Origin of the sequence: Streptomyces sp. NPDC088400, assembly GCF_044753355.1 — a bacterium.
Classification (GTDB): domain Bacteria; phylum Actinomycetota; class Actinomycetes; order Streptomycetales; family Streptomycetaceae; genus Streptomyces.
The window spans coordinates 289,322-304,243 of sequence record NZ_JBIVMZ010000008.1; the positions used below are offsets into that span (position 1 = coordinate 289,322).

Annotated in this window: 14 protein-coding genes and 1 tRNA gene; 7 read left to right on the top strand and 8 right to left on the bottom strand. The window is 69.7% G+C overall.

What is annotated here, in order from left to right:
* Positions 1-282: 282 nt before the first annotated feature.
* Positions 283-1,740 carry a GTPase HflX gene (gene hflX, locus ACIQD6_RS21895; RefSeq protein WP_401884768.1) on the bottom strand — a complete coding sequence of 486 codons (1,458 nt, stop codon included), beginning with the start codon at positions 1,738-1,740 and terminating at the stop codon, positions 283-285.
* 668 nt (positions 1,741-2,408) lie between these two features.
* Between hflX and ACIQD6_RS21900 the strand changes: the two genes are divergently transcribed.
* On the top strand, positions 2,409-3,227 hold the full coding sequence (locus tag ACIQD6_RS21900; RefSeq protein ID WP_401884770.1) for a helix-turn-helix domain-containing protein: 819 nt from the start codon (positions 2,409-2,411) through the stop codon (positions 3,225-3,227).
* 75 nt (positions 3,228-3,302) lie between these two features.
* Here ACIQD6_RS21900 and ACIQD6_RS21905 read toward each other — a convergent pair whose 3' ends face one another.
* Positions 3,303-3,728, bottom strand: a complete 426-nt coding sequence (locus ACIQD6_RS21905) for a hypothetical protein (RefSeq protein WP_401884772.1) — start codon at positions 3,726-3,728, stop codon at positions 3,303-3,305.
* Positions 3,729-4,169: 441 nt separating this feature from the next.
* Between ACIQD6_RS21905 and ACIQD6_RS21910 the strand changes: the two genes are divergently transcribed.
* Together ACIQD6_RS21910 and ACIQD6_RS21915 are read left to right on the top strand one after the other, a co-directional pair.
* Positions 4,170-4,793, top strand: a complete 624-nt coding sequence (locus tag ACIQD6_RS21910; RefSeq protein WP_401884773.1) for a hypothetical protein — start codon at positions 4,170-4,172, stop codon at positions 4,791-4,793.
* 5 nt (positions 4,794-4,798) lie between these two features.
* Positions 4,799-5,080 carry a hypothetical protein gene (locus tag ACIQD6_RS21915; RefSeq protein ID WP_401884774.1) on the top strand — a complete coding sequence of 94 codons (282 nt, stop codon included), beginning with the start codon at positions 4,799-4,801 and terminating at the stop codon, positions 5,078-5,080.
* 41 nt (positions 5,081-5,121) lie between these two features.
* On the opposite strand, the gene ACIQD6_RS21920 is transcribed toward ACIQD6_RS21915, so the two are convergent.
* Entirely contained in the window at positions 5,122-5,766 is a 645-nt protein-coding gene (locus ACIQD6_RS21920) for a response regulator (RefSeq protein WP_401884775.1), read from the bottom strand.
* A 455-nt stretch (positions 5,767-6,221) separates the two neighbouring features.
* On the opposite strand from ACIQD6_RS21920, the gene ACIQD6_RS21925 reads away from it, so the two are divergent.
* A complete protein-coding gene (locus ACIQD6_RS21925) occupies positions 6,222-6,977 on the top strand; it encodes a S1 family peptidase (RefSeq protein ID WP_401884776.1) in 756 nt (251 codons plus the stop codon).
* A 232-nt stretch (positions 6,978-7,209) separates the two neighbouring features.
* On the opposite strand, the gene ACIQD6_RS21930 is transcribed toward ACIQD6_RS21925, so the two are convergent.
* Positions 7,210-7,283: transfer RNA gene (locus ACIQD6_RS21930), tRNA-Thr, on the bottom strand.
* A 27-nt stretch (positions 7,284-7,310) separates the two neighbouring features.
* Positions 7,311-7,460: a hypothetical protein gene (locus ACIQD6_RS21935; RefSeq protein ID WP_401884778.1), complete on the bottom strand. Its 150-nt coding sequence runs from the start codon at positions 7,458-7,460 to the stop codon at positions 7,311-7,313.
* 186 nt (positions 7,461-7,646) lie between these two features.
* On the opposite strand from ACIQD6_RS21935, the gene ACIQD6_RS21940 reads away from it, so the two are divergent.
* From ACIQD6_RS21940 to ACIQD6_RS21950, 3 genes are all read left to right on the top strand, one after another.
* Positions 7,647-8,771, top strand: a complete 1,125-nt coding sequence (locus ACIQD6_RS21940; RefSeq protein WP_401884779.1) for an ABC transporter ATP-binding protein — start codon at positions 7,647-7,649, stop codon at positions 8,769-8,771.
* A gap of 274 nt (positions 8,772-9,045) precedes the next feature.
* Positions 9,046-9,468, top strand: coding sequence for a hypothetical protein (locus tag ACIQD6_RS21945; RefSeq protein ID WP_401884780.1), 423 nt, complete (start codon positions 9,046-9,048; stop codon positions 9,466-9,468).
* 38 nt (positions 9,469-9,506) lie between these two features.
* Entirely contained in the window at positions 9,507-10,223 is a 717-nt protein-coding gene (locus ACIQD6_RS21950) for an NDP-sugar synthase (RefSeq protein ID WP_401884781.1), read from the top strand.
* Positions 10,224-10,432: 209 nt separating this feature from the next.
* On the opposite strand, the gene ACIQD6_RS21955 is transcribed toward ACIQD6_RS21950, so the two are convergent.
* The 3 genes from ACIQD6_RS21955 to cysS form a co-directional block, all read right to left on the bottom strand.
* Positions 10,433-12,163, bottom strand: a complete 1,731-nt coding sequence (locus tag ACIQD6_RS21955; protein WP_401884782.1) for a DoxX family protein — start codon at positions 12,161-12,163, stop codon at positions 10,433-10,435.
* Positions 12,164-12,318: 155 nt separating this feature from the next.
* Positions 12,319-13,272: a 23S rRNA (guanosine(2251)-2'-O)-methyltransferase RlmB gene (rlmB, locus tag ACIQD6_RS21960; protein ID WP_401884783.1), complete on the bottom strand. Its 954-nt coding sequence runs from the start codon at positions 13,270-13,272 to the stop codon at positions 12,319-12,321.
* Positions 13,273-13,509: 237 nt separating this feature from the next.
* A complete protein-coding gene (gene cysS / locus ACIQD6_RS21965) occupies positions 13,510-14,910 on the bottom strand; it encodes a cysteine--tRNA ligase (protein ID WP_401884784.1) in 1,401 nt (466 codons plus the stop codon).
* Between the last annotated feature and the right edge of the window lie 12 nt (positions 14,911-14,922).

Sequence of the window (14,922 nt, forward strand, 5' to 3'; positions counted from 1 at the left end):
CCGGCGGAAACACACCGACACAACGGAAGACTCCGGTGTGTCGGTGTTTCAGGAGTGCGCGGTCGGAAGCGGCGGCGGAGTAGAACTCAACGCCCCGCATCCTCATTGATCACAGAGAACCCATAGCGCCAATCGTAAGTGCTCAACGAGCAACCCGGCAAGGGAGATTCGGACCCGGCCGGAGCGGCACGGGGCGCGGGCGGGGCGCGGGCGGGGCGCGGGCGGGGCGCGGGCGGGGCGCGGGCGGGAGAGCCGGGCCGCCGGCCGGCCCTCCCGTCCGGTTCACGGCCGCAGGTGTGCCTTCAGCGCGGACGCGAGCTCGGGGTTCACCCGTGCCTTGAGCACCGTGCCCTGCGGTGTGTGCTCCACGGAGAGCACCTCGCCCTCGCGGTGTGCCCGCGAGACGAGACCGCCCTCGCCGTACGGGACCATGGCCTCGACCTCCACGGCGGGGTGCGGCAGCCGGGCATCGACGAGGGCCCGCAACTCCTCGATGCCCTGCCCGGTGCGCGCGGAGACGACGATCGCCTCCGGCTCCTCGTCCAGAAGCCGGGAGAGCACCTCGGGATCGGCGGCATCGGCCTTGTTGATCACCACGACCTCCGTGCTCCCGGCGGCGCCGACATCACGGAGCACCTCACGGACGGAGGCGAGCTGCGCCTGGGGATCCGGATGTGATCCGTCCACCACATGCAGGACCAGATGCGCGTCGGCGACCTCGTCGATCGTGGAGCGGAACGCCTCCACGAGCTGGTGCGGCAGATGCCGTACGAAGCCGACGGTGTCGGCGATCGTGTAGTTCCGGCCGCTCGGTGTCGTGGCCCGGCGCACGGTGGTGTCCAAGGTGGCGAACAGGGCGTTCTCCACCAGGACTCCGGCCCCGGTGAGCCGGTTCAGCAGCGAGGACTTCCCGGCGTTGGTGTAGCCCGCGAGAGCGACCGACAGCACACTGTTGCGCCGGCGTCCCTCCCTCTTGGCCTCCCGTCCCGTCGACAACTGGTCGATCTGGCGGCGGAGTTTCGCCATCCTCTCGTGGATCTGCCGCCGGTCGGTCTCGATCTTCGTCTCGCCGGGACCGCGGGTGGCCATGCCACCGCCGCCCCCGCCGCCCATCTGCCGGGACATCGACTGGCCCCAGCCACGCAGCCTCGGCAGCATGTACTGCATCTGCGCCAGCGCCACCTGGGCCTTGCCCTCACGGGACTTGGCGTGCTGCGCGAAGATGTCCAGGATCAGGGCCGTACGGTCGACGACCTTGACCCCGACGACCTGTTCGAGGTGGACCAGCTGTCCGGGGCTGAGTTCACCGTCGCAGACCACCGTGTCGGCGCCCGTCTCCTCGACGATGTCGCGTAATTCCGAGGCCTTGCCCGATCCGATGTACGTCGACGGATCGGGCTTCTGCCGCCGCTGGACGACCCCGTCGAGCACCAGGGCACCGGCGGTCTCGGCCAGCGCGGCCAGCTCGGCGAGGGAGCTGTCCGCCTCGGCGGCCGTCCCCGACGTCCATACTCCGACGAGAATGACGCGCTCCAGGCGCAGTTGGCGGTACTCGACCTCGCCGACATCGGTCAGCTCGGTGGAGAGACCGGCGACGCGGCGCAGTGAGGCGCGTTCCTCACGCTCGTACTGCTCGCCGTCGAACTCGCTGGTGGGCGCGAGGTGATCCTCCATCAAGGAGTCCGCCCTCAAGGAGTCCGCGCGCCGCTGGGGTGTTGGGGAACTGTGGGGATGGGTCATCTGGGTCCTTTCCCAAGGAAACCGAAGCGCCCGAACAGCGGTCCGCTCCGCGCGAGGGCAGGCGGGACGGGTTCGGTGCACGGCTCGGTGCATGGCTCGGTGCATGGCGAAGAAGGTGGAAGAGGGGGAACGGAGGCGCGTGGGCGTGACGAGGGGGCGGGCCGCCTTGCCAACCGGTAAGGGAGGGCTACCCGGGCTCGACAGGCAGGCGCTGCGGGCGTTGCGCCCGGCGCCGCATCACAGAAGGCCTATGCCGTATTTCACACGCGGACAACGCTAGTCGATTCTCGCGCCGCACGCATGGGAGTTACGCGAACCGGTGGCGCGAGGTCCGTACCGAGTGCGGGTTCCACAGCCCGCCCGGACCGACAATCCGCTGCCAGGTGAGGGAGTACGCGTTGGCGCAGAGGGTGAGGCCGATGCTGCGGCCCCGGCCTGGTTCGCCCAGGCAGGGCCGGAGATGTACATGGCGTTTCCTGCGGCCAATTCGTATCCGACTTCATCGACCCGCACCAGCCAGGAACAACAAAAAGGGAGGCACCAAAGGTAAAGGAAGGCACACCGAACACGCCCCGACACGGATCCGATAGACCGTCAACTTCACTCCTCACCAACGGCGTTACCGTTGTCTGCCGGGTCGTACGGGGAATGGGATAGGGGCAGGGGCCATGACGTCTGATGTCATCGGAGGGGTGAACAGGGCCGCGGTCGGGACCCTGCTGAGAAACTGGCGCAAGCAGCGTCGGATCAGTCAGATGGAACTGGCCCTGAAGGCCGACAGTTCTGCCCGCCACATCAGCTTCATCGAGACCGGCAGGTCCCGGCCGAGCCAGGACCTGCTGCTCCGCCTGGCGGAGCAGCTGAGCGTTCCCGTGCGCGACCGTAACGCCCTGCTAATCGCCGCCGGTTACGCGCCGGCCTATCCCCAGACACCATTGGGGCATCCGGCAATGCACTCCCTCAGCAAGGTGCTCGACTTCCTTCTGACGGCCCACGAGCCCAACCCGGCCCTGGTCATGGATGGCGTGCACGACATCGTGGCGGCCAACCGCGCGATCCGGATACTGCTCGGTGATACGCCGGAACATCTGCTGCGGCCACCGATGAACGCCATCCGGCTCACGCTCCACCCCCAGGGACTCGCCCCCCGCATCCACAACCTGACCGAATGGCGCACGCATCTGCTCGAACGCCTGGAGCAGCAGATCGCGATGCGTTCGTCCCCGGCGCTGCGCAGACTGTACGACGAGGTCAGCGCGTACCCCGCGCCCGATGGTGCGGTGGCGGACGCCGGCTCACCGCACCCGGTGGAGTCACACCCCTACGCGCTGCCACTCAGGATCGAGGCCGGTGGACGGGTGCTGTCCCTCATCTCGACGGTGACCACCTTCAACACACCGATGGATGTGACCGTCTCCGAACTGGCTCTGGAAACGTTCCTCCCAGCCGATCCAGAGACCGCCGACGCCCTTCAAGCCCTCGGCTGAGGGCGGCTACCTCGCGATTCCCCTCGAACCCGATCCGCTCGACAGGTGGTCGCACTCAGCTGCTTTCGGATCGGTTCACCGGCAGGAGATCCGGCGCAGCGCCCTGTACTGAAGTCCGGCGAAGCCGCCGACCGCGACCGCCTGCATCACGGTCCAGACCTGCCCCGCGGTACTGGCGCCGAGGAAGTCGAACACCACCGCGGCGATGCTGAGCACCGCCCACAGGAGGTTGATTCCGACGACCGCCCGCACGGCACCGGCCGGCGGGCGCGGCCGTCCAGCCGTGTATCCCACCACCACGCCGTACAGGACCAGGAAGGCGCCGAGACCGGACAACAGACCGCTGTCCACCCCGAGCAATCGTTCCAGCGGCCCGGAAGCCGCCACGTAGGCAAGGCCGTTGACCGCCGTGACGACGGCGTCCAGGGCCAGGTAGATCCGTAGCCGGACGATGGCCTTGTCGCCGGTTCCGGTCGATGTACGGAATTCGTTCGTGACCACTGCATCGACCTCCGAGATAGGGGGATCTGTCCTCAGATCACCTGCCGGAATCACCATGACGGGCCCCGCGGAGGGTGTCGATTACCACTCAGGTAATCACGGAGTGCCGGTAGTCCGGTCCCCGACCAGCAAGCCCCGGGCGCGGTGCCGGCACTGCCCGGCGCGCCCTCGCCGCCCACCCTGGTCGAGAACGGCATCCGGCCACCTGAAGCACTTCGCGCTCGTCCATCTTCGGGTTCGCGAGGGCCCACAGGATCGGCATGCCGGTCGGGGATTCGACAACGCGGCGAGGTGCCATGCCGGGCGTCGCGGTCCCGCAGTGATCCGGGAAACAGGACCTGGTGTCGTCGCAGCACATGGGCTGTTGCACTGGACGGTGGCGGGCAGCACGACGGGCCTCCACCGGATTTCCGGTCCGGTGCCGCCTTCTATCCTCACCGGATGAGAACCACCAGTCGTACTCGCCAGCTCGGAAACACGCTGCATGGCTTGGCGTTCCTGCCCGGCGACGACGAGGGCACGGCTCAGAGACTCGTGACGCGGCCCGAGCCACGCCCGCCCCTGCTGTCGGCGCGCGCCGCGGACCTGGTGCTGATGGTCGTCGCGTTGCTGCTCGCGGTGTGGATCAGTCTCCAGAACCCCTACATGGGACCGGCCGCCTCCTGGGCGAATCCGCTGATCGCCGCGGTGAGCGCGCTGCCACTGCTCGTACGGCGCCGGGCGCCCGAACTGGTACTCGCCGCCGGACTGCTCGCCAAGGTTCTCCAGGTCTCGGCTTTCGCAGCGGGCGGCGCCCGGCCGGTGACTCGGACACCGGGGCCGGAGAGCCGCGGACACCCGCGGGAAGCGACACCACGAAGGATGCGTCAGGGGCCGCGGCGCACGATCCTGCCGCGCCGGCCGAGCGGCGGCCCGTCCCCGGAACGGCCGTTGGCAGGATCGCCGAGCTGGCAGACGGCTCCCGGACCGCCGGGCTGCCCGTCACCGTACTCGTCGAGGGCACGCCGCAACCGCTGGCAGATCCGGTCGAGCGTGCCGCACACCGGATCGTGCAGGAGGCTCTGACCAACGTGCACAAGCACGCACCCGGCGCCACGACGCGGATTCAACTCCTGTTCGGCCCGCGGGCCGTGCGCGTCGGAGTCGTCAACGGCCCGCCCGAGAGGCCCGCCGAGCAGGCTGCCGACGGTGAGCCTCTGCTGCCCAGCGGAGGACACGGGCTGATCGGTCTGACGGAGCGGGTCCGCCTGGCCGGAGGCACCATCGAGTCCGGGCCCACCGGTGACGGCGGCTTCCGGATCGACGCCGCGCTGCCCACGTCCATGCCCGGAGCGGCCGCAACCGGAGCGTGACGCCGCCGGGGACAGTGGCCTTCTGCCGACGAGCCGGACGTTCAGGTCAGCCCGGCATCGTGGGTGATGAGCGCGACCTGGGTGCGGTTGGCGGCGTCGAGCTTGGTCATGATCCGGCTGAGATGGACCTTGACCGTGGACTGGCTCACGAACAAGTAGGTGGCGATCTCGGAGTTGCTGTGGCCCTGGGCGACCGCCACGGCGACCTCGCGCTCACGGGCGGTCAGCTCCGCCATCCGCGATCGCGCCTGCGGGGCGACCGCGCCCGCGGCGAAGGTGGCCAGCAGCTTGGTGGTGATGCGCGGTGAGAGCATCGCCTCGCCGCGCGCGAGGACCCGTACCGCGTCGGCCAACTCGCGGGGCGAGGTGTCCTTGAGCAGGAACCCCGACGCACCGTGCTGGAGTGCGGCGTAGACGTATTCGTCGACGTCGAAGGTGGTGAGCACCGCGACGGCGGGAGAATCGGGCAGCGCGGCGAGCCGCCGGGCGACCTCCAGGCCGCCGACGCGGGGCATCTGGATGTCGGTGAGCACCACGTCCGGACGGTGCTCGGCCACCAGGTCCACTGCCACCGAGCCGTCATCGCCGTCGGCGACCACTTGGATGTCCGGCTCGGCCTGGAGGATCATCCGGATGCCCTTGCGCACCAACTTCTCGTCGTCGAGGAGGACTACCTTGACGGTCACTCACGCCACCTCCTTTGTCCGTGTACGGGCAACATCGCGCCCGTACACGGTATCCGCCGTCCCCGGTACGCCCGGCACGCAGTGATCTGCCTGCCCGCATCCCCGCATCCCCCCATTCCCGCATTCCCGCATTCCCGCATTCCTGTCAGGCCGTAGCGCGGGGCGGCGGCGTCCGCGTCGTCGGCGGCCCCCCTCACCTCACGGTCATCCCGCAGCACGAGCCGGCCGGTGTGCCGTACGTCTTTCGGGCAAGTCCACACCGGGCGGAGAGGGTGACGCCCCGAGGACGCCGACCGGAACACGATGGACGGCGTCGGGTCCGGCCGGGGCCGAGCGGTCTCCGTGGCGGACGGGAGCACGGGGCTTTCCCAAGCCGGTTCCGTTCCGGCACCGCTCGTGAGCTCCGCGGGTGACGGGGTTTCCGACCAGATTTCCGACGAGACACAGGAGGACAGATGATCAAGCGCGGCAAGGCGGCATTGTGCGCGATGGCAGGGGCGATCACGCTCACCATGGCCGTGGCACCGCCGGCATCAGCGATCATCGGGGGACACGACGCCACCTCGCCGTACCCGTTCATGGTGAGCGTGCAGAAGGACGGCCACCACTACTGCGGAGCCTCTCTGATCAAACCGGACTGGATCGTGACCGCCGGGCACTGCACGGTGAACGTCAAGCCCGAGCAGCTTTCCGTACGGGTCGGCGACCACGATCGTACGAAGGGAGCCGCAGCGAAGGTCACCAGGATCGTCACGCACTCGGGCTTCTCCTACGAGCCGTTCCGCAACGACGTGGCCGTCATGAAGCTCGACCACCCCGTGGACGCGAAGCCCATCAAACTGGCCGCTGAATCCGCGCCGACGGGCACCGACACCCGGATCCTCGGCTGGGGAATGACCTGCGAGGACGGCAGCGAGTGTCCGCAACCCCCGATCCGTCTGCAGGAATTGGACACCAGGATCGTCCCCGACGGCCGGTGCAGCGAGAACTACAACGCGGACAACGAGTTGTGCACCGACAGCCCCACCAAGAACGCGCAGGCCTGCATCCTCGACTCCGGCGGGCCGCTGATCAAGGGCCGTCCCGGGCGGTGGGAACTGATGGGGGCGACCAGCCGCGACGGCGACGCCGATCCGAAGTGTGCCACCGGTCCCGGCATCTACACCGATCTGACGGCCCACCGCGAATGGATCGAGCGGGCCACCGCGTAGAGATCGGCCTGCCGCCACCAGGTTCCGTCCGGGGTGGGCCGCGTCGCCGTCCGCGTTGTCCACCTAGTACGTCGATGCCGCAGAGGAGGCGTACTGCGGCCTCGTCGTCATTCGCACGCTCCTTCCTCAGCCGGCCGAGACCACCGTCAGCCGTACGGCCCGCGCAAGGCCCCGCCGCATCCGGTGAACAGAAAAAGCCAGGTCAGACACTCTCTGACCTGGCTTTTCGCGGAGCCCCCTGTCGGATTCGAACCGACGACCTACGCATTACAAGTGCGTTGCTCTGGCCAACTGAGCTAAGGAGGCATGCCCGAGCAGTGTAACCGCCCCGGATCATTGCCTCGGATCACGGCCCGGGATCACGGCTTGGACGACGACCTGGACGAGGGCTTGGACGAGGGCTTGGACGACGACCTGGACGACGACCTGGACGACGGCTTGGACGACGGCTTGGACGACGGCCTGGGTCACAGCCCGGACCACGCCCTGGATCACCGTCCCTGCCAGGATTTTCGTCGCGCACCACCTACTGACAGATCACACGTCGCGAGGCTAGTGTCACCTCACAGTCCATCCAGGTGGACTAGACATCTCCCGCTCTCCGGCGGGGGACCCATTCCTTTACTCGGATCGTCCGGCACGTTCCTGCCGGTGAGGGGACACATCACCATGGCAACTGTCTCGTTCGACAAGGCAACCCGCGTCTACCCCGGCTCCACGAAGCCCGCGGTGGACCAGCTGGAGATCGAGATCGAGGACGGCGAGTTCCTCGTCCTCGTCGGTCCGTCCGGCTGCGGCAAGTCGACCTCCCTGCGCATGCTCGCGGGTCTCGAGGACGTCAACGGCGGCTCCATCCGTATCGGTGAGCGCGATGTCACGCACCTGCCGCCGAAGGACCGGGACATCGCCATGGTGTTCCAGAACTACGCGCTGTACCCGCACATGTCCGTCGCCGACAACATGGGCTTCGCGCTCAAGATCGCCGGTGTGAACAAGGCGGAGATCCGTACGAAGGTCGAAGAGGCCGCGAAGATCCTCGACCTCACCGAGTACCTGGACCGCAAGCCGAAGGCTCTCTCCGGTGGTCAGCGGCAGCGTGTCGCGATGGGGCGCGCCATTGTGCGTGAGCCGCAGGTGTTCCTCATGGACGAGCCGCTGTCGAACCTCGACGCCAAGCTCCGTGTCTCCACCCGTACGCAGATCGCCTCGCTCCAGCGGCGCCTCGGCATCACCACCGTCTACGTGACCCACGACCAGGTCGAGGCCATGACCATGGGCGACCGGGTGGCGGTCCTCAAGGACGGGCTGCTCCAGCAGGTGGACTCACCGCGCAACATGTACGACAGGCCGAACAACCTCTTCGTCGCCGGCTTCATCGGCTCCCCCGCCATGAACCTGGTCGAGGTGCCGATCACCGACGGCGGTGTGAAGTTCGGCAACAGCGTCGTGCCGGTCTCGCGCGAGGCGCTCGCCGCCGCGTCCGAGAAGGGCGACAAGACCGTCACGGTCGGCGTCCGCCCCGAGCACTTCGACATCGCGGAGGAGGGCGGCACCGCCGGTGCGCTCTCCAAGGACGCGCCGGCCGGTCTGGCCGTCACCGTCAACGTGGTCGAGGAACTGGGCGCCGACGGTTACGTCTACGGCACCGCCGACCTCGGCAGCGAGAAGAAGGACCTCGTGGTCCGCGTCAACGGCCGTGCCGTGCCCGAGAAGGGCGCCCAGTTGCACGTCGTGCCGCGCGCGGGCGAGACGCACGTCTTCTCGACCTCGACCGGCGAGCGCCTGACCGACTGACGAAGTCGGCCCGCTCATCGGGCCGACCTCGTCCGTACGACACGACACGGAATACGGCCCCGGCTGACGCGCCCGCACCGCGCGTCGGGCCGAATTCCTCCGCGCGGCCCCGCACTCCGGTGCGGGGCCGTACGCGTCCCACGCCAAATACCCCGGCACACAGGCCATTTCGGACCAGTCGCGTCAACAGCCCATTCGAAAAAACCTATCGAACCATCACTCAAGCGAGTGACTAAATGTCGCCATATCATCACTGACCGCTACGCTCGCCTGCGTGACCCACACAGCCCGCCGTATCGGCCGAACTCTCGCTCTCGTACTGCCCGTCGTCCTGGTGCTCTCCGGGACCCTCGCGGTCGCCCGTGTTCCGTGGTCGACCAGCAACACAACGGCGCAGGTCCTGACCGCATCCTCGGACACCGCGTCGGTCCGGGCCAAATCCCGTGCCCCCCAGGACGTTCTGCGCGACAAGCTGCTCCGGGAGCTCCAGGAGAAGGATCCGGGGATCGCCCTGACCCACCTGCAGCGCGAGGTCGAAGAGCGCCCGTCGCTCGCCAAGCACTGCATCGCGATCGCGCGGGCCCTCGGCCGTACAGCCGTGGAGACCTACGGCCCCACGCGCGCGCAGTCCTTCTCCCGTCCCGTGTGTGACACCTCGTTCGCGTTCGGGGTCTCCCAGCAGACCGCGGGGAGCTGACCGCCGCCTCCCTGACCGCCCCGCCTATCGTTCACGGCATGCATACGTATCCGACGCAGGCCGTGATCCTCGCGGGCGGCCAGGGGTCGCGGCTGCGCCCGTACACCGATGACCGTCCCAAGCCGATGGTCGAGATCCCTGGAACGGGGACCCCGATCATCGGCCATCAGCTTGCCTGGCTCGCCGCCGAGGGCGTGACCGACGCCGTCGTCTCGTGCGGGCATCTCGCCGAAGTCCTCCAGGAATGGCTGGACTCGGCCGACCTTCCGCTGCGTGTCACCACCGTGGTGGAGCCCGAGCCGCTGGGACGCGGCGGAGGCCTCAAGTACGCCGCCGCCCACCTGCCCGACGCCGGGCAGCCCTGGTACGCGACCAACGGCGACATCTGGACGCGCTTCTCACTGCGCGACATGGCCGCCTTCCACGCGGAGCGCGACGCGACCGCCACACTCGCTCTCGCCCGGCCCCGGATTCCGTGGGGGGCCGTCGAGACGGACGAGTTCGGGCATGTTCTCGACTTCATCGAGTCGCCCCCGTCGCCGTATCTGATCAACGCGGGCGTGTACGTGTTCTCCGCGGCCTTCGTCGCCCTGCTGCCGGACCGCGGCGACCACGAGCGGACCACGTTCCCCCGGCTGGCGCGCGAACGCAGCCTGGCGGGCTACCCGTTGCCGAACGGGGCGTACTGGCGCGCCATCGACACCGCGAAGGACCTCACGGAGGCGGCCAAGGAGCTGGCCGGCGGGGCCAACTGACGTCGTACGGTGCCCCGGTAACGCCATAAGTGCCTTGGTGACGTCGTACGCGGCTCAATGACGTTGTACGCGGCGCACTGACGTCGTACGTGCCCCGGTAACGCGTGCGTGTTCCGGAGACACCGTACGAACCCGACGCACTTCGAAGACGCACGTAGGAGGGGCGGCCACCGTGACCGGGTGGCCGCCCCTCCTACGTCCCGTACGCGTCAGCCCAGCAGGCCGCCGATGGGGTTACGGGCGCCGCTCCCGCCCGAGGACGAGCCGCCGGTGTCGGATCCGGAGTCGTCGCTGCCGCCGCCTCCGCCGCTTCCGTCGCCCGTACCGCCCGTGGAGGACGGTCCCTGGCTGCTGGGTGGTGGCGGGGCCTGCTCGGCCGTCTGCGGGGGCTGCTGGACCGTGCCCTGGGTCTGGCTCGGCTGCTGCTGTCGCGTCTGGCCGGTACCGGCGGCGCCGCCGGTCTCGCGGACCGTACCGGCACCGGGCGTCGGCTGCTGGGCGGCGGGGCTGCCCGACCGGGTCGCGGACGGCTCGGACCGCTTGTCGCCCGTGCCGCCGCCGCTGTCGGGCGAGCCGGACGCGCTGCTGCCACCGCGGCCGGGCCGCTGGGGCAGCGGAACACCGGGCAGCTGGTTGACCGGATCGACGTTGGGGCCGGGCACGGTCACCATGTCGGAGGACCGTACGGCCCCGCCCAGCACCGAGCCGACCAGCAGCGTGAGCCCGATGACGACGGTCGCGAGGACCGCGCCACGGCGCAGCACGCGGCGCCGCAGGTCCCAGATCTCCGAGCGCGGCCCGAGCTTGCGCCAGGCCTCGCCCGCGAGCCGTCCGTCCACGGAGTAGACGGGGGCGCCCGCGATGATCAGCGGGGACCAGGCGGCCAGGTAGATGATGTCCGGCGCGTCGTACGCCGGTACGGTCCGCCAGCTGACGGTGAGGAGCAGCGCCGCCGACAGGAGCGTGCCGAAGCACGCGGCGACGCGCTGCCAGAGGCCGAGGACGGTCAGTACGCCGGCCACGATCTGGAGGAACGCGACGCTGAGGCCCGCGCCGACCGGGTGGGAGAGCGCGAAGTCCCTCAGGGGCTCCGCGAGGGCCCACGGGTGCAGCGAGCTGAGCCACTTGACCATGGACCCGCGCTCGCCACCGTCGAAGTAGACGGGGTCGCAGAGCTTGCCCATGCCCGCGTAGATGGAGATGAAGCCGAGGAAGACGCGGAGCGGGAGGAGCACCACGCCGAGGTTCATCCGGCGGCCGGGGTAGTAGGCGTGCCGGACGGCGTCGGCGCCGTGCCGCTGGGCGCGGGGCGGGCCGTCCGGGTCGGAGTCGAGGTCGTACGGCTCCTGCTCGGGCCCGTCGTACGCGTCGTGGTCCGACTCGTACGCCGTGTCGTGGGAGGTGTCGTAGGCGCCGACGGCCTTGCGCATCGGCGGCAGCAGCGGGGTCGTACGGGTGCCGGGTCCGCCGAGCCTGCCCGAACCGCCGGGGCCGCCCTGTCGGCCGATGCCCGCACCGCCGACGACGGGCGTCGGCATCGTGGTCTCGCCGTCAACGCCGATCCGCGGGATGACCTGGGTGGCACCGGCCTCGTACTCCCTCGCCGACGCGTCGCGGTGGGCGCCGCCCGCCGGGATCTGGGGGGAGTTCCGTACCGCCTGGAGGAGGCCGCTCGCTCCGGGGTCGCCCGGCTCCGACTTCCCGCTCCAGACGACGGGCGCCCGGCGGCGGCCCGCCCCACCGCCGTCGGCACTCACCGTGGGAATACGCCCTGTCCCGGGCGCCGCGCGCCCGGGTCTGGGGCGCTGGGGCGCCGCGAGCTTCACCCGGAAGCTGGCGTGGTTCACGATGACCTGCGCGGGATCGCAGTCCACCTTGAGCATGCTCAGCGGGGGCTGGTCGTCGAACCCGGGCCGGGGCGTTCTGGTGTCCACACTCATCTAACCGAGTGACTTGTGTTTAGGACACTGCCTTGACGTACGGGATGTCCGAGACCCGTCAAGATCGCCTTACGGAACGGTCCAGGAACGCCTTGCGGAGCCGTCCGTGAACCCCGCGCGGACAGGCCACACGGCCTGTCCCCTCCCTCGGAGAATCAGGCGCGGCGGCGGGACGCCTCGTACAGCACCACACCGGCCGCGACGCCCGCGTTCAGCGACTCGGCGCCGCCCGGCATCGGGATCCGTACGCGGAAGTCGCACGTCTCGCCGACCAGCCGGGACAGGCCCTTGCCCTCGCTGCCGACCACGATCACGACGGGACCGCCGAGCGCTGCGAGGTCACCGACCTCGGCCTCGCCGTCCGCCGCGAGCCCGACCACGACGACACCGGCCTTGCGGTAGGCCTCCAGGGTGCGGGTGAGGTTGGTGCAGCGGGCGACCGGGGTACGGGCCGCCGCGCCGGCCGAGGACTTCCAGGCACCGGCGGTCATCCCGGCGGCACGCCGCTCCGGCACGACGACGCCGTGACCGCCGAAGGCGGAGACGGAGCGGACGACCGCGCCGAGGTTGCGCGGGTCGGTGACCCCGTCGAGCGCGACGATCAGCGGGTCCTCACCGTCGTCGAACGCGGCGGCGGCGAGATCGTCGGGGTGCGCGTACTCGTACGGCGGGACCTGGAGGACGAGGCCCTGGTGGTTCAGGCCGTTCGTCATCCGGTCCAGCTCGGGCTTGGGCGCCTCCATCAGGTGGATGCCGCCGCGGTCGGCCGCGAGCTGGAGCGCCTCGCGGACCCGCTCGTCGTTGTCGATGAACTGCTGGACGTAGAGCGTCGACGCCGGTACGCCGTCGCGCAGCGCCTCGAAGACCGGGTTACGGCCGACGACCATCTCGCTGGTGCCCTTGCCGCCACGGCGGGCGATCTGGCGCCGGGCGGCGGTCTGCTTGGCTTTCGCGTTGGCCGCGCGGTTCTGGACATGGCCCTTGCGCGCGGACGCGGGCGGCGTCGGGCCCTTGCCCTCGAGTCCGCGGCGTCGCTTGCCACCGCTACCGATCTGCGCGCCCTTCTTGTTGGACGTGCGGCGGTTCCTGCGCTGGCTGTTCCCGGCCATGACCTACCTGTTTCGTTGCTTCAGAACTTCAGTGTCGTGCTTCGTCGTGCTTCGGGGTGGTGCTTCGTCGTACTTCGGAGTGGTACTCGGATGTGCGTACGAGCCGTACGCGGAGTCCACGTGGGTAACAGCGTACGGAAGACAGCCCCCCAGTGTGCCGCCCCGAGGACCGGACGGCACAACGGGCGAGGTCAGCGCGGCCTTCGGCAGCTACCGCGGGGACCGCACCGGCACCTCTCAGCGCGGGCCGAGGGTCCAGCGCGGGCCGCTCGGGCTGTCCTCGATGACGAGTCCGCTCTGCTGGAGCTGGTCCCGGATCGCGTCCGCGGTGGCCCAGTCCTTGCGGCTGCGCGCCGCCTGGCGCTGGTCGAGCACCAGCCGTACGAGGGTGTCCACGACGCCGTGCAGATCGTCACCGCGGTCGCTCTCGCCGGCCCACTGCGGGTCGAGCGGGTCCAGGCCGAGGACGCCGAGCATGGCCCGTACCTCCGCGAGCCGGGCCACGGCCGCTTCCTTGTCGTCGGCGGCCAGCGCGGAATTGCCCTGCCGGACGGTGGTGTGGACGATCGCGAGGGCCCCCGGCACACCCAGATCGTCGTCCAGGGCCTCGGCGAAGGCGGGCGGCACCTCGCCGGCCGCGGCGACCACTCCCCCGGCCTTCTCCACGACGCGCTGGACGAAGCCCTCGATGCGCGCGAAGGCGGACTCGGCCTCGCGCAGAGACTCCTCGCTGTACTCGATCATCGAGCGGTAGTGCGGCGTGCCGAGGTAGTAACGGAGCACGATGGGGCGCCAGTGCTTGACCATCTCGGAGACCAGCACCGAGTTGCCGAGCGACTTGGACATCTTCTCGCCGCTCATGGTGACCCAGGCGTTGTGCACCCAGTACTTGGCGAACTCGTCGCCGTACGCCTTGGCCTGCGCGATCTCGTTCTCGTGGTGCGGGAAGATCAGGTCGAGTCCACCGCCGTGGATGTCGAAGACGGTGCCCAGGTACTTGTGGGCCATCGCGGAGCACTCCAGGTGCCAGCCGGGACGGCCGCGTCCCCACGGGGTCTCCCAGCTCGGCTCGCCGGGCTTGGCGGCCTTCCACATCGCGAAGTCCCGCTGGTCGCGCTTACCGGTCTCGCCCTCGCCGGACGGCTGGCGCAGATCGTCCAGGTCCTGGTTGGAGAGCTCCAGATAGCCCGGGAAGGAGCGGACGTCGAAGTAGACGTTGCCGTCGGCCTCGTAGGCGTGACCGCGCTCGATCAGACCGCGCATCATCTCGATCATCTCGGTGATGTGCCCGGTCGCGCGCGGCTCGTATGTGGGCGGCAGGCAGCCGAGGACGTCGTAGCCCGCGTTGAAGGCGCGCTCGTTCTCGTACCCGATGGCCCACCACGGGCGGCCCTGCTCGGCCGACTTGACAATGATCTTGTCGTCGATGTCCGTGACGTTCCGGATGAACGTCACGTCATAGCCGCGGTACTCGAACCAGCGGCGCATGATGTCGAAGTTCAGCCCCGACCGGATGTGCCCGATGTGCGGAGCGGCCTGCACGGTGGCGCCACAAAGGTAGATCGAGACACAGCCCGGCGTGAGCGGGGTGAAGTCACGGATCTGCCGGGCACCGGTGTCGTACAGCCGAATAGTCACCCGACAAGGGTA